This is a genomic window from Xenorhabdus taiwanensis (assembly GCF_036512875.1).
Taxonomy (GTDB): Bacteria; Pseudomonadota; Gammaproteobacteria; order Enterobacterales; family Enterobacteriaceae; genus Xenorhabdus; species Xenorhabdus taiwanensis.
The window spans coordinates 3650660-3669899 of the sequence record NZ_AP028978.1 but is presented as its reverse complement, the minus strand read 5'-3'; the positions used below and the strand labels follow the sequence as shown (position 1 = coordinate 3669899).

The 19240-nt window shown below is 43.5% G+C and carries 16 protein-coding genes; 12 read left to right on the top strand and 4 right to left on the bottom strand.

Translation table 11 applies throughout. From position 1 onward, the window contains the following. The first annotated feature begins 58 nt into the window (after nt 1–58). The 7 genes from rbfA to ACE1SE_RS17055 all read left to right on the top strand — a co-directional run bounded on the left by rbfA (nt 59) and on the right by ACE1SE_RS17055 (nt 7395). Nucleotides 59–469: a 30S ribosome-binding factor RbfA gene (gene rbfA / locus ACE1SE_RS17085; protein ID WP_189758681.1), complete on the top strand. Its 411-nt coding sequence runs from the start codon at nt 59–61 to the stop codon at nt 467–469. Continuing rightward, nucleotides 469–1410: a tRNA pseudouridine(55) synthase TruB gene (gene truB / locus ACE1SE_RS17080; RefSeq protein WP_374053706.1), complete on the top strand. Its 942-nt coding sequence runs from the start codon at nt 469–471 to the stop codon at nt 1408–1410. Before rbfA ends, truB begins: the two co-directional genes overlap by 1 nt. 175 nt (nt 1411–1585) lie before the next feature. Continuing rightward, on the top strand, nt 1586–1855 hold the full coding sequence (gene rpsO / locus ACE1SE_RS17075) for a 30S ribosomal protein S15 (RefSeq protein ID WP_374051890.1): 270 nt from the start codon (nt 1586–1588) through the stop codon (nt 1853–1855). 264 nt (nt 1856–2119) lie between these two features. After that, entirely contained in the window at nt 2120–4258 is a 2139-nt protein-coding gene (pnp, locus tag ACE1SE_RS17070; RefSeq protein ID WP_374051889.1) for a polyribonucleotide nucleotidyltransferase, read from the top strand. A 183-nt stretch (nt 4259–4441) separates the two neighbouring features. Next, complete coding sequence (gene nlpI / locus ACE1SE_RS17065; protein ID WP_374051888.1) at nt 4442–5326, top strand: lipoprotein NlpI; 885 nt, start codon at nt 4442–4444, stop codon at nt 5324–5326. 100 nt (nt 5327–5426) lie between these two features. Next, on the top strand, nt 5427–5507 hold the full coding sequence (gene yrbN, locus ACE1SE_RS17060) for a protein YrbN (protein ID WP_120211369.1): 81 nt from the start codon (nt 5427–5429) through the stop codon (nt 5505–5507). After that, entirely contained in the window at nt 5497–7395 is a 1899-nt protein-coding gene (locus ACE1SE_RS17055) for a DEAD/DEAH family ATP-dependent RNA helicase (protein ID WP_374051887.1), read from the top strand. Before yrbN ends, ACE1SE_RS17055 begins: the two co-directional genes overlap by 11 nt. 159 nt (nt 7396–7554) lie before the next feature. Here the strand turns inward: ACE1SE_RS17055 and btsR are convergent, their stop codons facing one another. From btsR to ACE1SE_RS17040, 3 genes are all read right to left on the bottom strand, one after another. Continuing rightward, nucleotides 7555–8274, bottom strand: coding sequence for a two-component system response regulator BtsR (btsR, locus tag ACE1SE_RS17050; protein ID WP_374051886.1), 720 nt, complete (start codon nt 8272–8274; stop codon nt 7555–7557). Then, a complete protein-coding gene (locus ACE1SE_RS17045; protein WP_374051885.1) occupies nt 8255–9979 on the bottom strand; it encodes a LytS/YhcK type 5TM receptor domain-containing protein in 1725 nt (574 codons plus the stop codon). Before ACE1SE_RS17045 ends, btsR begins: the two co-directional genes overlap by 20 nt. Nucleotides 9980–10168: 189 nt before the next feature. Beyond that, complete coding sequence (locus tag ACE1SE_RS17040) at nt 10169–13216, bottom strand: inverse autotransporter beta domain-containing protein (protein ID WP_374051884.1); 3048 nt, start codon at nt 13214–13216, stop codon at nt 10169–10171. Between the two features lie 909 nt (nt 13217–14125). Between ACE1SE_RS17040 and ACE1SE_RS17035 the strand changes: the two genes are divergently transcribed. The 4 genes from ACE1SE_RS17035 (at nt 14126) to ACE1SE_RS17020 (ending at nt 18322) form a co-directional block, all read left to right on the top strand. After that, nucleotides 14126–15097, top strand: coding sequence for an HlyD family secretion protein (locus ACE1SE_RS17035; protein WP_374051883.1), 972 nt, complete (start codon nt 14126–14128; stop codon nt 15095–15097). 21 nt (nt 15098–15118) lie between these two features. Next, complete coding sequence (locus ACE1SE_RS17030) at nt 15119–16264, top strand: ABC transporter permease (protein WP_374051882.1); 1146 nt, start codon at nt 15119–15121, stop codon at nt 16262–16264. After that, entirely contained in the window at nt 16264–17436 is a 1173-nt protein-coding gene (locus ACE1SE_RS17025; RefSeq protein ID WP_374051881.1) for an ABC transporter permease, read from the top strand. Before ACE1SE_RS17030 ends, ACE1SE_RS17025 begins: the two co-directional genes overlap by 1 nt. Before the next feature lie 376 nt (nt 17437–17812). Then, on the top strand, nt 17813–18322 hold the full coding sequence (locus ACE1SE_RS17020; RefSeq protein ID WP_374051880.1) for a GNAT family N-acetyltransferase: 510 nt from the start codon (nt 17813–17815) through the stop codon (nt 18320–18322). On the opposite strand, the gene ACE1SE_RS17015 is transcribed toward ACE1SE_RS17020, so the two are convergent. Beyond that, the gene (locus ACE1SE_RS17015) at nt 18307–18630 is read right to left on the bottom strand and encodes a GIY-YIG nuclease family protein (RefSeq protein ID WP_374051879.1); all 324 of its coding nucleotides are present in this window, start codon (nt 18628–18630) and stop codon (nt 18307–18309) included. The genes ACE1SE_RS17020 and ACE1SE_RS17015 overlap by 16 nt on opposite strands. Nucleotides 18631–18911: 281 nt before the next feature. Between ACE1SE_RS17015 and bhsA the strand changes: the two genes are divergently transcribed. Then, nucleotides 18912–19163 (top strand): multiple stress resistance protein BhsA, encoded by a 252-nt coding sequence (gene bhsA, locus ACE1SE_RS17010; RefSeq protein WP_374051878.1) that lies wholly within the window; start codon nt 18912–18914, stop codon nt 19161–19163. The last annotated feature ends 77 nt before the right edge of the window (nt 19164–19240 follow it).

Genomic DNA, 19240 nt, shown 5'->3' with positions numbered 1-19240 from the left:
TAGATTCATTCCATTCTTGGGGGGCTTCATGCCCCCCAAAATGTCAGGAGATATAACAATGGCAAGAGAATTTAGTCGTACTCAGCGCGTTGCACAGGAAATGCAAAAAGAAATTGCCATCATCTTACAGCGTGAAATCAAAGATCCCCGTATCGGCATGGCGACAGTCTCTGGTGTTGAGGTTTCCCGCGATCTGGCTTATGCCAAAGTATTTGTCACCTTTCTGAATGTGCTGGTGGACGGGCATGATTCAGAGATGGTTAAAGAAGGTATCAAAGCATTGAACGAAGCCTCTGGTTTTATTCGTTCCCTGCTGGGTAAAGCGATGCGCCTGCGTATCATTCCTGAGCTGACATTCTCTTATGACAGTTCTTTGGTGGAAGGGATGCGTATGTCGAATTTGGTTAGCAACGTCGTTAAAAATGATGAGAAGCGTCGCGCATCTGCGGATCATAATGAGGAAAAATGATGGGGCGCCGTCGTAAAGGCCGTGCTATACACGGTGTACTGTTGCTGGATAAGCCGCAAGATATTTCCTCTAATGATGCGTTACAGAAAGTCAGGCGGATTTTCAATGCTAGTAAGGCGGGTCATACTGGTGCACTCGATCCATTGGCGACAGGCATGTTGCCGGTTTGTCTGGGTGAAGCGACCAAATTTTCCCAATTCTTGCTGGATTCTGACAAACGCTATCGTGTGATTGCTCGTTTGGGGCAACGTACAGATACATCGGATTCACATGGAACAATCATCAGTGAGCGAGACGTAAAAATCACTGAATCTCAGCTCAATGCTGCATTGGATCAATTCCGTGGTGATACTATGCAGGTTCCCTCTATGTACTCTGCATTGAAACATCAGGGAAAACCGCTATACGAATATGCCCGTCAGGGGATTGAAGTTGAGCGTGAAGCGCGTCCTATCACTGTTTATGAATTACAATTCATTCGCTGGGAAGGGAATGAGCTGGAATTGGAAATACACTGTTCCAAAGGAACTTACATTCGTACCATCATTGATGATTTAGGGGAACTTTTGGGTTGTGGTGCGCATGTCATTTACCTGCGTCGTTTGCAGGTTGCCAATTATCCCAATCAAAGAATGGTAACGTTGGAACAGTTATATCAGTTAAAACAACAGGCTGAAGATCAAGAAATTGAAGCGTGGGAATTGCTTGATCCATTATTGCTACCAATGGATACTGCTGTGGTTCATTTTCCTGCCATTCACTTAACATCTGTCGTTGCGTCGTACTTCAAACAAGGCCAGCCAGTTCGCAGCAAACATAATTTGGCTTCAGATGAATGGGTGAGGGTAACCGAAGGTGATGAAAATAAATTCATCGGCATCGCAGTGATTGATGATGATGGACTAGTGGCTCCACGCCGTCTGGTTGTTGAAACGGAATAATGATAGCAACAGACAAGGAATTTGCAGCAGGTAAATTGAGTTGGGGCACAGAATGACGGTGATTGTGCTGTCTTGCGCTTCGCCTATTTGCAGCGTAGAATACCGCGTCTGTACATGAGTGGCTGAATTAGAGATCGGCACTCGTCATTTTAAATTACATATTTGGAGTTATACTATGTCTCTAAGTACTGCTGCAAAAGCGCAGATTATTGCTGAATTTGGTCGCGGCGCTAACGACAGTGGTTCCAGCGAAGTTCAGATCGCACTGCTGACTGCTGACATCAACCACCTGCAAGGTCACTTTTCAGAGCACAAAAAAGATCACCACAGCCGTCGTGGTCTGCTGAGAAAGGTTGCACAGCGTCGTAAGCTGCTGGACTACCTGAAGCGTAAAGATGTGACACGCTATACTGCTCTGATTGAGCGTCTGGGACTGCGTCGCTAATCGATGAGTTTCAGTGGAAAGGGGCCTAATCGGGCCCCTTTTCTTCTAGGAAACGGAATTGTCAGGAAACAGAGTCGGAAAATTTAATCTACTGTTTTTTGCATTGTTTTTAAAATTTGAACCTCTTCCGCTACAGTGACTCGCGCGGCTAATGAGAGTCCTCAAAGCAGTGAGCACTGTCATTAGTCGTGAGGGTGTAGCAAGAAGAGAAAATCCATTGTTGTTGGTTTCTTAAATCGGCAGCACTAACAAAGGAAAATTATTTTGCTTAATCCGATTGTTCGTAAATTTCAGTATGGTCAGCACACTGTGACCATTGAAACTGGCATGATGGCTCGTCAAGCGACAGCAGCCGTTATGGTAAATATGGATGACACCGCGGTATTTGTTACCGTTGTTGGTCAAAAGAAAGTCAAAGCGGGTCAGGATTTTTTCCCTCTGACCGTTAACTATCAGGAGCGTACTTACGCTGCTGGCCGTATTCCGGGAAGTTTTTTCCGTCGCGAAGGCCGCCCGGGCGAAGGTGAAACATTAGTTGCCCGTCTTATCGACCGTCCTCTACGCCCTCTGTTTCCAGAAGGTTTCCTGAATGAAGTTCAAATCATCGCGACAGTCGTTTCTGTTAATCCACAAGTCAATCCTGATATCGTTGCCATGATCGGCTCTTCTGCGGCACTGGCATTGTCTGGCATTCCATTCAATGGCCCAATTGGTGCTGCGCGTGTGGGTTACATTAACGATCAGTACGTACTGAACCCAACCAGTGATGAGCTGAAACACAGCCGTTTGGATTTGGTCGTTGCAGGTACAAATAACGCGGTACTGATGGTAGAGTCCGAAGCGGAACTGCTGACTGAAGAGCAAATGTTGGGTGCCGTGGTGTTTGGTCACGAGCAACAACAGATTGTGATTGATAACATCAATGCGCTGGCTGCTGAAGCGGGTAAAGAAAAATGGGATTGGGCGCCAGAGCCTGTTAATCAGCCTTTGCACGATCGTGTTGCAGAACTGGCTGAAAGCCGGCTGGGTGATGCTTACCGCATTACTGAGAAGCAGGAACGTTATGCTCAGGTTGATAGTATCAAAGAAGAAGTCAGCGCGGCTATTCTGGCAGAATCTGTAGAAAAAGGCGTTGAACTGGAAGAAACCGAAGTGCTTGAAGTTCTCGCTACTCTGGAGAAAAATGTTGTTCGTAGCCGTGTTTTGCGTGGTGAACCACGTATTGATGGCCGTGAAAAAGACATGGTTCGTGCTCTTGACGTTCGTACAGGTGTACTGCCACGTACTCATGGTTCATCTCTGTTTACCCGTGGTGAAACTCAGGCATTGGTAACTGCAACACTGGGCACAGAGCGTGATGCTCAAGTTATCGATGAGCTGATGGGTGAGCGTACAGATCGCTTCCTGTTCCACTATAACTTCCCTCCGTATTCTGTCGGTGAAACTGGCATGGTCGGTTCGCCAAAACGTCGTGAGATTGGTCACGGCCGTCTGGCGAAACGTGGTGTATTGGCTGTGATGCCTGGCATCAACGAATTCCCATATACCGTTCGTGTGGTATCTGAAATCACTGAATCCAACGGTTCTTCCTCTATGGCTTCTGTCTGTGGTGCATCACTGGCATTGATGGATGCAGGTGTGCCAATTAAGGCAGCCGTTGCGGGTATCGCAATGGGGCTGGTGAAAGAAGGGGAAAACTTTGTTGTTCTGTCGGACATTCTGGGTGACGAAGATCATCTGGGCGACATGGACTTTAAAGTTGCGGGTAGCCGTGATGGTATTAGCGCATTGCAGATGGACATCAAAATCGAAGGCATTACCCGTGAAATCATGCAGATTGCTCTGAATCAGGCCAAAGGTGCCCGCTTGCACATTCTGAGTGTGATGGAACAGGCAATTCATAGCCCACGTAATGATATTTCTGAATTTGCACCACGTATCCACACTATCAAGATCAATCCAGACAAAATTAAAGATGTGATTGGTAAAGGGGGTTCTGTGATCCGCGCGTTGACGGAAGAAACAGGAACTACCATTGAAATTGAAGACGATGGTACAGTGAAGATTGCAGCGACTGACGGTGACAAAGCACGTCATGCTATCAGACGTATCGAAGAAATCACTGCGGAAGTTGAAGTGGGTCGTATTTATGCTGGTAAAGTGACTCGCATTGTTGATTTTGGTGCATTTGTTGCTATCGGCGGTGGTAAAGAAGGGTTAGTACACATTTCTCAGATCGCTGAAAAACGTGTAGAGAAAGTCACTGATTATTTGCAAATCGGGCAAGAAGTGCCTGTGAAAGTGCTGGAAATTGACCGTCAGGGACGTATCCGCCTGAGCATGAAAGAAGCTGTGATTACAACTGATGCGCAATTGCAATCACCGGAATCATCAGTAGAATAAATTTGACGTAAAGAGCGGCGTCCTGTAAAAAGGGCGCCGTTTATCTCAATAAATTTCGGGTTATTGTTTTTAGCAGTAGTTTGAAAGATGAGAGTATGTCAATTTTGGGCAGGAAGCCTGAAATATACAATGTGGGTGGAGTAATAGGGCATTTTGATTGATGTCTGACTTCGGGAGTGGGAAATGAATTCTTTTCTGCGCTGGTGTTATGTTGCGGCTATTTTTCTCCTTGTGGGATGTAGCGGCACTGGGTGGCGTAAAAATGAAGTTATTGCTATTCCATTACAACCAACATTGCAACAAGAGGTTATTCTGGCTCGCATGGAGCAAATACTTGCGAGTCGGTCACTAACGGAAGATGAATATGCACAGCTTTTATATGAAAGAGGTGTGCTGTATGATAGCCTCGGGCTGAGGGCACTGGCGCAGAATGATTTTTCAGTGGCTTTGTCTATCCGCCCTGATATTCCTGAAATTTTTAATTATCTGGGAATTTATTTTACGCAGGCAGGCAATTTTGATTCTGCCTATGAAGCGTTTGATTCTGTTTTAGAGCTTGATCCAACTTACAACTACGCGCGAATGAATCGCGGCATTTCACTGTATTACGGTGGCCGCTATCGATTGGCGCAGGATGATCTGCAGGCGTTTTATCAAGACGATCCAAATGATCCCTTCCGTTCGTTGTGGTTGTACCTTGTGGAAGATAAAATTGATCCTAAGGCTGCAATGACTAATTTGTCGCACCATTTTGACAAAGCGAACCGGGGGAGATGGGGCTGGAATATTGTTGAATTCTATTTAGGCAAAATCGGTGAAAAAACATTGATGGAACGCTTAAAACAGGATTCAACAGATAACACTTCGCTCGCTGAGCATCTCAGTGAAACTGACTTCTATTTAGGTAAACATTACCTAAGTCTGGGGGATGAGGATAGCGCAACTGCGTTATTCAAGCTGACGGTGGCTAACAATGTGCATAACTTTGTTGAGCACCGCTACGCATTGTTGGAATTGGCGCTATTGGGCCAAAAACAAGATGATTTATCGGAATCGAACCAACAATAGCTGACGAACATTTTCACGACAGATTTTAAAGTCCACATCTCTGGAGATGGGGGCTTGTTTGTTCGTTTAATAACATAATTTGAGCCAGTTCACATTTTAAATGAAAATGACAGAAATTCTTTTCACTGTGTTATGTAGACTGGCCGCCATGATCAATGAGGCACCATTACATGACCACTGAGACTGAAATCTCTTTTGCTGATTTAGGTTTATCGGCACCTATCCTTTCTGCGTTGGGAGATCTGGGCTATGAGAAGCCTTCTCCTATTCAACAACAATGTATTCCACACCTGCTGAGCGGCCGTGATGTGCTGGGTATGGCGCAGACAGGCAGTGGTAAAACCGCCGCTTTCAGCTTACCTTTATTGAATAACATTGATGCTGAACTTAAAGCGCCACAAATCCTTGTATTAGCGCCAACCCGTGAACTGGCGGTGCAGGTTGCTGAAGCATGTTCAGATTTTTCCAAGCATATGCGCAATGTGAATGTTGTTGCACTTTACGGTGGACAGCGTTATGACGTTCAGTTACGTGCCTTGCGTCAGGGACCACAGGTTGTAGTGGGAACTCCGGGACGTTTACTCGACCATCTGAAACGCGGAACATTGGATCTGTCCAACCTGAAAGGTTTGGTATTAGATGAAGCTGACGAAATGTTGCGTATGGGCTTTATCGAAGATGTTGAAAACATCATGAGCCAGATCCCTGCTGAACATCAAACCGCGCTGTTCTCCGCGACAATGCCAGAAGCGATCCGCCGCATCACTCGTCGTTTCATGAATGATCCACAGGAAGTTCGTATTCAGAGCAGTGTTACAAACCGTCCTGACATTAGCCAAAGCTACTGGTCTGTTTACGGTATGCGCAAAAATGAAGCGTTGGTGCGTTTCCTTGAAGCAGAAGATTTTGATGCTGCGATTATTTTCGTGCGCACCAAGAATGCAACGCTGGAAGTTGCAGAGACGCTGGAGCGTAACGGCTACAATTCTGCGGCATTGAATGGTGACATGAACCAGGCTCTGCGTGAACAGACACTTGAGCGCCTGAAAGATGGCCGTTTGGACATTCTGATTGCGACTGATGTAGCTGCTCGTGGTTTGGATGTTGACCGCATTAGCTTGGTTGTTAACTACGACATCCCAATGGATGCCGAATCTTATGTACACCGTATCGGCCGTACCGGTCGCGCTGGTCGTGCGGGTCGTGCCCTGTTGTTTGTTGAAAACCGCGAACGTCGTTTGCTGCGTAACGTTGAACGCACTATGAAACTGACAATCCCAGAAGTTGAACTGCCAAACGCAGAGCTTCTGAGCCAGCGTCGTCTGGAGAAATTTGCGACCAACGTTCAGAATCAACTGGAAAGCAGCGATCTGGATCAATACCGCGCATTGTTGTCTAAACTGGGAACCGGCGATGATCTGGATATGGAAACACTGGCAGCAGCCCTGCTGAAAATGGCACAAGGTGAGCGCCCACTTATTCTGCCACCCGATCCAGTGCGTCGTCCTCGTCGTGAATTCAACGATCGTGATGACCGTCGTCGTAATAGCAATAGCAATAGCAATGGCTTTGGTGAGCGTGACAGAGGTGATCGTCCTCGTCGTGAGCGTCGTGACGTGGGTGATATGGAACTGTATCGCATTGAAGTTGGCCGTGATGATGGCGTGGAAGTTCGCCATATTGTGGGAGCAATTGCAAATGAAGGTGATATCAGCAGCCGTTATATCGGTAATATCAAACTGTTTGCTACCCACTCTACGATTGAATTGCCAAAAGGGATGCCAGGAGAGTTGCTGTCTCACTTCACCCGTACTCGTATTCTGAACAAACCAATGAATATGCAGTTAATGGGTGATGCGCAACCATTTGAACGCCGTGAGCGTCGCGGTGGCCGCAATGGTAACGGCGGTAACGGTGGCAATGGCCCACGTCGTGATCGTGACGGTTTCGGCAATAACGGTGGTCGTCGTTTTAACAACGAACGTCGTGGTGGTGGTGAGCGTGGTTCTTTCCGTGGTCGTGGCAACGATGAAGCGCCACGTCGCCGTCAAAGCAATGGCAATGTGTAAGCACACGCTAATCTCTCATTGACTTGCTTGTTGCGTTGAAAATATTGCAATGATGAATTGAATAAAGCCCTTTCTCTTAATGGAGAAAGGGCTTTTTCCATAAGGGCATTTCCTTTGTTTATTTTCTGTAGGGTTAAAAAATTATGCCCTAAGCGGCGATCAATTTAATCCCAATTCTTCTTTAAGGGGTTTCAGATAACGACGACTAACTGGAATACGTTCATCATTGCTCAGTACCAACTCTGCCTGCCCATTTTCACCAAAAACAATTTCGCGTAATTGAGTCATGTTGACTAAATACTGGCGATGGCAGTGAGTTAGTGACGTACGGGTTTCCAGTGTCCGCAAGGTCAACTCGGTAAAGCCCTCCTGCCCGTTAGCGTTCATAACATATACACCACTCAGGCGGGAAGTGACATACAGAACATCATCCAATGACATCAGCCAGATTCGGCTATGTCCGGTGCAGGGAATATATTTCAGTTGTTCATCTTCACGTTGAAGATCTGCCAGATTTTGCTTTTGATAGCCAGAACGCAGTCGTTGTAGTGTCTTACTCAGACGCTCTTTTTCCAGCGGCTTCAATAAATAATCGAATGCATGTTCTTCAAAGGCTTGCACTGCATATTCATCAAATGCAGTCAGGAAAACAATGTAAGGGCGATGTTCTGGATCGAGCATACCTACCATTTCGAGTCCGGTAATACGGGGCATTTGAATATCGAGGAAAACAACATCGGGTTTCAGGCGATGGATGGCACCAATCGCTTCGACTGCGTTGGCACATTCTCCAATGATTTGAATGTCAGTTTCCTCTGCCAGCAGACAACGTAGATTTTCACGAGCCAATGGCTCATCGTCAACAATCAATATATTCATATTTACGCCGCTTTTTTAGCCTGTTTTTTTCTAATGGTAAGTACAAAATGACACGGGTAAATTCTTCTGGTTGACAATCAACTCTCACCCCATACTGTTTACCATAACGAAGCCGCAGACGTTTATCTACTAAGCTCATCCCAAGACCTTCATCTCCCACTTTTTGGGGGCAATATAACCCGGCATTATCTTCAATCTCTACCAATAGCAATTGATCTTCTTGATAGGCTCTAATCGTAATTCTTCCTGTATCCAGTAACTGTGATGTGCCATGTTTAATGGCATTTTCTACCATTGGTTGGAGGGAAAAGGCAGGTAACCGTGCATCGCGCAAGGATTCAGGTATCTCGATAACAATTTGGAGGTGCTCACGGAAACGGGCCTTTTCAATTTGTAAGTAAGCGTTTACATGCTCTAGCTCATTTTCTAACGTGGCAATATCTTCAGGTCGCTTTAAATTCTTACGGAAAAATGTTGAGAGATACTGCACAAGCTGGCTTGCCTGCTGGCTATCCCGACGGATAACAGCCTGCAATGTATTTAAGGCATTAAATAAAAAGTGAGGATTCACTTGCGCGTGGAGGAGTTTTATTTCTGATTGTAGCAAAGATTGTTTATTCCGTTCATATTGTCCGGCAAGAATTTGGGCAGAAAGCAGGCTGGCAATTCCCTCTCCTAATGTGCGATTGATGGAACTGAATAGACGATTCTTGGCTTCATAGAGTTTGATAGTACCAATAACCTGTTGGTTTTCCCCTCGTAAAGGGATCACCAGAGCGGAACCAAGTTTGCAGGTTGGATTAAGGGAACAGCAGTAAGGTGTTTCATTGCCATCGGCGTAAACGACCTCATTATTTTCAATAGCACGATGAGATTGTTTAGCAGCAATGGGAGTACCAGGTAAATGGTGATCCGAACCGATACCAATAAACGCTAGTAATTTCTCCCTATCCGTAATCGCGACAGCCCCGATCTCTAACTCCTGATAGATCACTTTTGCTACGCGCATACTGTTATCTTCATTGAATCCCTTACGTAAAATTCCCTCTGTACAAACAGCAATTTTTAGCGCCTGAGCAGAAAAAGCGCTGGTATATTTCTCGAAAATAGCGCGTCTGTCCAATAAGATACGGATAAACATGGCAGCCCCGATACTATTGGCGATGATCATGGGGGCAGCAATATCTTTTACCAAACTCAGTGCTTCACTGAAAGGATTGGCAAGTAGCAGGATAATCCCCATTTGAGTGCATTCAGCAAGGAAAGTGACAATGGCTGCCGTCCACGGGTTCAATAATTTATTGAGCTGTCCTTTTTTCATCAGATAAATATGCACCAGACCGCCCAGTACGCCTTCTACAATGGTGGATACCATACAGCTAAATGCAGTCATGCCACCGAGAGAATAACGGTGCAGTCCGCCAGTGAATCCTACCATTGCTCCGACGGTTGGCCCGCCGAGAAAGCCACCCAATACCGCCCCAATCGCGCGGGTATTGGCAATTGAATCGTTAACATTCAGCCCAAAATATGTGCCCATAATGCAAAAGATGGAAAAAATGACGTAACACATCAGCTTATGCGGTAAACGGACAGTCACTTGCAATAGGGGAATAAACAGAGGGGTTTTACTCAGCAGCCAGGCGATCACCAGATAGATACACATCTGCTGAAGTAATAACAACACAAGGTTAAATTCGTACATATTTTTTCATTTTATGTTCAAAGTGTGTGATTAATAACGGTAAATAAATTTTACGCGCTATTATCAAAGGTTGAATTAAACACCGTCAATAGGTGTTGGCAGGATAACGTATTTATAGGAATGGAGGAAAATTATCCGCCCCTCTTGAGGCGGATTTTGCCAGACAATGAAAATGACTTACAAATGGTGTTATTCTTCACAGATAACGTAATCATAGACTTTATCATTGATAACATGTTCAAATCCGTCGTCTATATTCACAGCGTAATGTTCATCTCTTCCTTTTTCGTCTTTCCCTATCGTTGCAGAACGATAAGAGCGATGCTGGGGCCAACCAAGTTGGTCATACATTGCATTGTTTGGATGGGCACGGAACAGAGCCATCAAATCTTCTTTTGTTGGCAACTTGCCATGTGTTTTCTCACAGTACCATGTGGCTCCTATTGCGTTACGGCGCGGCCATTCTTCGCCACTTTCGATATAATCGTTATTTGCGGCTATCTCTGCTCGCAATCGAGGGCGCTTAAAGACAACGCCATTTGTAGCCACTACGGTGTCAGGCATGTGCCCCCAAAAATTAGCTACGGGAACGTCTGGGCTGGTTGCCACAGTAAAAATGACACCTTTAGTTTGTGGGGCCGCAATACCGTCTGCTGAGATAGATAATATTGTCTTCACGCCAAGCCCGTTTGGATCGGTCACGGTAATAGACAAAATACCTTGATCATCCGTGAAACCTTGGTACGTACCTGATTTACCTCTCAGTAACGCTGTGATTTTTTCAGTAACATTCTGACGATTCAGTGCCATGATGGTGTTCACTCTGACTGCGACATTTTGGGCTGGCTGTTTGTGATTTAGCGTTTTGATTTTCAGTATGATCGGTTCATGGTTTTTAACCTTATCAGCGCTTACGGTGATCGTCATGTCATCGGCTAATCCTCTGACAGTACCACCTTTTCCACCATCATGGGTATGGTTTCCTTGATCGGCACTCATGCTAGTATCAACGCTCTGTGTATTGCCGATAAGATCCATTGCATTTTTTGCCTGGACGGCAATCTCTTTCACCCTGCCAGCATCTGACAGTGTCAATGTATAGTCGGGGATCTTGCCCGATTCTGTTATGGTATGGCCTTTGGTTATGTCAATATTGCCTTTATTGCCCCATACGTAGATCGATTTATCCGTTGGGTCGCCATGATTAGGATTAAAGGTATAGGTTGCACTTAATTTCTGGCCCATCTCTAATTTGCCGGTTATGGCTAAATTTCTGACGATTGGTGCATCAGGGTGTACGAACATGATTTCGACGGGCTTGATGACAATACCCTCTACTTCTGGCGTGATTTTCAGTACCCCGATCTTTTCGCCGGCAGTGAGTCTGGATTCATAGATACCCGGTTGGACTTCTTTCATTTTATCGATCTTGGGATCACTGCCATTTCCACTTAACCCACTTGAGACCAATTTGATGTCTGAGGCAACTCCACGGATGGGTTTGTCATCTTTATCTTTCAGGGTTAATGTCAGGAGGGTGGTGGCATGATCATCAGCTAAGAGCTCTTTGTCTTTTGCTGAGAAGGTGGATTTATTCGCATTAACTACAGCGGGAAGCACTTGTATTTTTATTTCAGCTCGTTTGGATGTATTACCGTGTTCATCGTAAGCAATGGCTCCCACCGTGTAGGTATTGTTGCCCTGAGATTGATATTTGGGTAAGGTCAACAGATAGTGTGTGCCACCTTGGTGTTGGATCTTACCTCCATTGGCAAAAAAGTCTGCTGCATCCCACTCAATATCTTTAAACCCATATTTGCTGTTGACACTGACATGGAGAGGTTTGGTATCTCTCGCATGACCAATAATCAGATTATCTATTGCCAGAGAGATCACCTCACGTTTGCGGTATTCCAAAACGATCTGGTTGTTGCGATCGACTAAATCATAGCGACTGCCTTGCAGAGAGCGCTTAAATGTTACAGCACCTGGATCGATCTGCCTGGCCCACGGTGTACCAATTTCATAATTCAGTTCGATATTGAATTGGGTTTCCCCACCACCGGACATATCTTGTTTGCGGTCAATACCGAAAGTCAGCAATGGGACTGGCGTGTAATCAACCCCGAAAGTGAAGGCAGCGGGATTTTTCTGGCGATGGTTTTTATTCAAAAGCCCAACTTCATCCCCGAAGTATTGCTCATACATCAATTTACCACCGAGTTGTGGTAAAGAAGGCAAATAACCTTGTACTTTCAGATCGAAGCCATTGGCGGGGCGCTCATCATAATCGGTCAAAAGGCGGGATTCTTTCCAGTTACTTAAGCGAATATAGCCGTTAGCTGCTAATTTCAGGTAATTGCGGGCATATTCTGCCCCAAGACCGAGCCGGCTATTATCGCCAGTGATATCGTGATCAAAGAAAGCATTATAGCCCAGCATCCAATCATCAAAAAAATGACGTTGTCCAAATCCAATATTGGCGGTATTGCGTTTATCGATATGACGCAGGCCGAACTGTGTAAAAATCATCTGGTGATAGGTATCATACAGCGGCAGTAATATATCAAATTGGCTGTCATCCAAATGACCATGACTATCCATATTAAGCTGTACACGGGCAGTGCCATAGCGTCCTAACCAATTTTGAATTTTCTGATTGGCCTCCCCTATTGCCAGGCTACTTAATTGGCTTGCTGCATTATTCTTAATGTTGTCACTGGCTAGCAACTGGCCAATGCGAGAGGAAATCTCAGACAGATTATCAGCATTTTCGTCAATAGAAGACTTGTCTTCTTTAATAGGAGCTTTATCTAATGAGGATTGTTTTAATAAAGGTAAGGGTTGCTTTGATAAAGGGATTTCTGATGAGGAATAGTTAAAAGGTAAAAATTTATTGTTCCGAGGTTTTGGAACGTTAATCTCACTACCCACGCCGAGTGCGATAAAAGGTTTATCAAAGGTACGCAATGGGTTGATTTTTTTCAAATCAGAGACAGTTAAACCATAACGTTTGGCGACAATCTTGACCGTTTCCCCTGATTTCAGGACATAAGGTTCTGTTGGTAATTCCCATTTTTCATTTTGAAAAGCTGAATGGGTTTCGGCAGTAGCGATAACGGGAGTGAATACACTAGCAACGGGAAACGCAAGTTGGGTGACAATGTTCATCCAGGCTACACGTTTCACCAAACTTTGCTGATTATGTAACCGCGGCTTATCGGATTTTTTGTTCATATCTATAGACTCGTAACAATAAAAAAATACCCTGCGATAGCCAGCAGCAAACCTATCCATTCCAGGATATTATTTTCTATTTACTGCCTGCCATAAGTCGTGTAATTAGTGAGAAAATGCCAAGTGTGGTTTTTTATTCCAGCATAAAATTATTTTTTGATCAATATAACTTTTGATATCAATCAATTTGATATTTAAACCCCATTTTATTTAAATTATTAAATAAAAATAAATGGTTGTTATTTTGTTTTATATTATCTTAATGCTTTTTTGAACCTTGTAAAACATAAGGAAATATGATTTGTTCATTATTTGTTTTCTGTTTTTTTATAAAATAAAATCAGATAATTCTTATTGGGAATGAATGGTTATTGAAAGTATTTTGGACTGAAAGATAATATTTATTTTTTATTCTATTAATAGGTAATAATTTATAATTTTAATTGCAATATGTAATTTTATTGCATAATTGACATTTACTTTTTCAGCTCCTTTATTATTTTTTTATGTTCAATACTTATCTTGAATGAAAAAGAATTATAGCGATCAATTCGTTTTCTTTATTAGCTTAATTAATATAAATTTAATTAACTAATTATTTTTATGGTTACGATTCAATTTTATATGATGATGTGTTAAATGTTTTATATTTGTTAAAGAACATCATACTATTATTATTATGGGGTTTTATATCGCTATGACCTTTGTTTACTGGTGTTAATAGGGTTTATGGCAGTATTTATAACTGACAAGGGGTTTTTCCCCGGAAGTGCTAAAATTTAGGTAGTGAAGAATATTTAGGCATAGTTTATGCGGTTTACCTTAATTGACACGGTAACTAATATCGGGCTGGCTGTAATTTTATCGAAAATTTTGATCTGATAGTACGCTTAGGGCTTGCAAAACATAATGAAGAAAAGAACACTTTTCACCATCTTACTGATTATTTTTTTAATCGCAATGGCAGTACTTTTCCGTTCCCATAGTCAGGAGCTTTTGTTGCAAGGAGAGGTTGATGCGCCAGAAGTTATTGTTGCGTCCAAAGCGATGGGACGAGTTATTAAGGTCCATATTGAACGAGGAGATAGTGTCAAAGCAGGGCAACTGATGGTGAGTCTTGATAGCCCTGAACTGGCGGCTAAAGTTGCCGCAGCGCAGGCTGTACGTGATCAAGCTAAGGCAAAACTTGAATTATCCCTGCATGGGACTCGAGAGGAGAACATTCGAAACTTAGACGCTATTCTTGCCCAGGCCCAAGCTGAGTACACAAACGCACAGCGTGAATTTAATCGCCTCAAAAATATGTCAGCCAACGGCTATGTATCTGCCAGTGCTCTGGATAATGCACGCAACACACGGGATATTGCCTATCAAAAGATGCTGGGGGCCAAAGCAGATTTGGATGAAGGAAAAAATGGCGATCGCATAGAGTTAAGGCAGCAGTTTCAGGCGGCATTGAATGAAGCAGAAGAAAACCTGCGTGAACTGAAAATACAGCGTGATGATCTGCAAGTCAAAGCCCCTGTTGATGGCGAAATCGGGCCATTGCCAGCAGAAGTTGGTCAACTTTTTAATGCTAATAGCCCGTTAGCGACATTGATACGTATTTCACAGGCTTATTTTGTTTATAACCTGCGTGAAAATATTTTGGCGAACGTTCGCAAGGGCGACAAGATTAAATTGCGTGTACCTGCACTGGGAAATAAAGAGATTGAAGCTGAAATCCGTTATATCGCGCCAATGGGGGATTATGCAACGAAACGCGCAACCCGAGCGACGGGGGATTTTGACCTGAGAACGTTTGAGGTTCGGTTATATCCATTGCAACCCGTTGATGGCTTACGCCCGGGCATGAGTGCCTTATGGCTCTGGAATAAGTAAGGTATAAATAAGGGCAGCCTGATGAATAGAAAAGCTGTGTGGAGCAGTTTCGAACAGGAATTTACGCGAGAATTTAGTACTGCGCTGCATAGTCCGGTTTTTCACTGGCTGGGGTGGTTGTTTCCTTTGCTACTGTTTATCTTAATTAGTGCTAATTATTCAGAAGGAACACTGTTTAATTTGCCTGTTTCGGTTGTGGATAATGACCAGAGTACGCTGTCACGCACTTTTATCCGTAACCTGGATGCTGCACCCCATGCGAATATTAAGTCTTATGACAATAGCTTGCCAGAATCTATAGAACGTTTGCGCAGGGCGCAGGATTACTCTCTGCTTTATATCCCTGAGAATTTTGAAAAAGATGCTCTAAGCGGGAAACAGCCGACGGTAAGTATGTATTACAATGCGTTATTTTATGGCGCAGGTCGCTATTCGACTCAGGATTTCAGCGGATTGGTGGCGGAAACGAATGCAAAATACCGCACAATCATTGCTTCCGAAATAGGCAGGCAGTTACCTCCATTAGCTAAAGCGACCATGTCCTATGACAGCTTGTTTAACGCCAGCGGCAGTTATATTTATTATCAGCAATTTGCAGCAACCATTCATTTATTACAACTTTTTGTCGTCACATGTACTATCTACACAATGGCCAGAGGAAAGCAGCTCCTGAAGACGAAATATTTCATCGGGGCATTGTTGGGAAAATTGGCGCCTTATACCTTGATTTTCACACTACTATTGATGGTGGAAATTACGGCACTGGTTCTTTTTTCGGGAGCAAGAGTAGCGGGTAATCCGTTGTATATGCCGATTGTTGGCTTTTTCTATGTGATTGCGGCACAAAGTATTGGCCTATTGCTGTTTACCTTCACCAACAGTGCAATAACGGCCTATACCTTGATTGGGATGTTAGTCAGTATTGCGATGACGTTTTCTGGCATGCTTGTGCCAACACTCTCTATGGTGTGGCCCGCGAGGGTTATCTCTACTCTTGAGCCATTAACTTATGCTTTGAATGCCATGTTTGATATCTTCCTGAGAGAGGTGTCACTACAGGTTATTTTGTATGTTTGCCTAATATTGATGATCTATCCTGCGGTTTGTGGCTTTTTGATTCGCAACCGCTTGTGGCAGCGCCTTAATCGCTCAGAGGGAACCGCATAATGTCGAATAATGGGCAAACAAATTGGACGTTGTATTGGCAGACCCTGCGCGATGTATTTTTGGGGATGCTGGAAAAACCCATGTGGTTGCTGTTGATTGTTTCGCTATGTGTGATGAGTCTGGTCTATATTCGTCCTTCTTTGTGGGATTTACCGATTGCAGTGATCGATCAGGATAACAGCCATGCAAGCCGCACGTTGATCCGCCGTATTGATTCCATGGCAAAAGTGGCACCTCAAATCTACAGTAATCTCGATGATGCCCGTCGTGACATGCTACAGCGTACAATCTTTGCCATTATCATCGTGCCGGTGGATTTTGAAAAACGCCTGTTGAATGGACAGAATGTCACTGTGCCGGTTTATGGTGATGCGACAAATCGTCTCGCCAATGGGCAGATCCAACAGGATTTGGCACTGGCTTATCAACAACTTTTGTCAGAATACAACGGCAAATTACTTTTGCAATCGGGTTTCAGCATTGAGCAGGTGAAAACTTTGCTACAGCCGATTCGAAGTGAAACTATTGGGTTATTTAATCCGGGTGTCAGCTATGCTGCAATAATATTTCCTGGTTTATTGGTCATGCTGCTGCAACACTCTTTGTTAGTAGCTTGTGTTCGCGTCAGTATTACCCTGCGGGAAGCGCCTAAAGGTAATCCGCCGTTACCCGTCTATTTAGGAACATTATCTGCTTTGATCCCAATCTGGCTATTTCTGTCGGTGATCTTTTTTATCCTGTGGCCGTGGATATTGGGGTATCGGCAGGATGCACCGATTTACCTCGTGCTTTTACTGACATTCCCATTCTTGTTGACGGTATTGGGATTGGGTAAATTGGTGACAGAATGTCTGCGTAGCGTGGAAATGATTTATTTAACGCTGGCTTTTATTACTACGCCAATCTTCTATATTTCAGGCACAATCTGGCCTCCTCAGGCGATGCCTGAGTGGGTCAGAGTGATCTCATCGGCTTTGCCCTCGACATGGGCAACAAAAGCGATAGCAGGGGTTAACCAGATGGGATTGCCATTTCACAATGTGTACAAAGATATCGGCATGATGCTGTTGCTTGGCGTGATGTACATGGTTCTGGGCATTTTGGTTGGTATGCTGCGCAATAAAGAATTTCGCTATATCATCCAGCGTATTAAACAGTTCTTTTCATCGTAATATCCATAAAATCACATCTATCAAAGAAGCAAACAGGGATATTTGATCATTCAAATGCTACAGGGGATTTGAATGTCTGTAAGGTTGTTGCGATTCGTTCTGTAGACGTTTTTTAATAAGGGATTTATCATCGAATTTCACATTGTAAACAACTCCTTTTCTCTATTAATCTCTTTCCTGATACATTGTTTTTCAGCATCGTTTATGGGATGAAGGGAATACAGAATTGAAACTACATGTGAAAAATCAGATGGATTCCATTAAAGTGGGATCTATGCCATCCATCCATCCTTCACTTTGGTCTATTGCGTTTGACTGAATTGATCAAAGTGGGACAGAAAGAGGGCGCTGATCAGAACGATCGCGCGTTATCGTCATGTTAATCAGGGTCGAAATTCCTGTTGATGCTATGGGGATTGATCGTTTGCTACGCCAATCTTTTGAAACATCGGCAGAAGCTGAGTTAATTCATCAACTAAGAGAAGATAGTTTATTGACACTAGGTATTGTTGCGACCGACGATGAAGGCCATGTGATTGGCTATGCCGGTTTCGCGCCTGTTGATATCAATGGTGAAGATCATCAATGGGTGGGTTTGGCACCATTGGCAGTGGCGGAACCGTATCGTTATCATGGGCTTGGTGAAAAATTGGTTTATGAAGGACTGGATAGCTTGAACGAGTTTGGATATGGAGCGGTTGTAGTGCTGGGGGAGCCTCAATACTACTGCCGTTTGGGTTTTAAACTTGCTCGTGAATATCAAGTGCATTGCGAATGGCCTGATTGTGAGGATTATTTCTTGATCTATCCTCTGGCTGATATTTCACAGGGAAACTGTCATGGTCTGGTTACTTATCCTGCCTATTTTGCTCATCTGTGGTCATAACCTGAGTCAGATGAACTGATTTTTGTTAAATAAGTCATTATGCAGAGAGGCTGGTCTATAACTAGCCTTTCTTTTTGTTGCTTACTCAGTTTTTTCACGCGATGTTCCATTGTTAATGCCATGCTTTTATTCTCTATCTGACTCTGATAGACCAACGTCAAAGGATTTTTTCCTTTCAGGTATCTTGCGCCTTTTCCGGCAGTATGTTGCTTAAATCGACGGGATATATTGGTCGTTATTCCGGTATACAGGCTCCCATCCCGTGTTCTGATCAGATAGAGATACCAGTTAGGTACTTTAATATTCATTATTTATTTTTAATAATTTTAACAAGTTAATTTATGTGGGAAATTAGCTCATATTTCAGTGATAAGTGTGATTATAAGCTGAGTTTTTGATGGTTTTTAAATATAACGAAATGAATTTATTAAAATTATATGTTATTCATTAACCAGTGTCAGTGTTTTTGTTCAAAAAAATTGAAAAAATATAGCAATAATTGCTAATTATAATATTCTGAACAAGCGTATAACATGCTCACAATTACAAGATATTAATGCCATGTTAAAAATGAGTAGAGGAGAAAAATATGAAAAATATAAAAACTATTATCGCTATTTTAGCATTAAATGCGGTTTCTTTCGGCTCTTTTGCTGCTACTGAAGTTCAGGTTGCTAAGGGAGAAAAGATCGGGGTTGTTTCAGTGAGTGGTGCAGAGACACTAGATAGCCTGACCGCAATATTGTCCAAAAAAGCTGATGAAGCTGGCGCAACTTATTTCCGTATTGTGTCTGCACATGGTCAGAATCAACTCAATGGAGTTGCCGAAATTTATAAATAATTTATAGTGCTTCTATACAAACCTCAGGGTTTATTGAGTCAAATACAGAATACGTAACTGGATAAGGCGCCTATCGT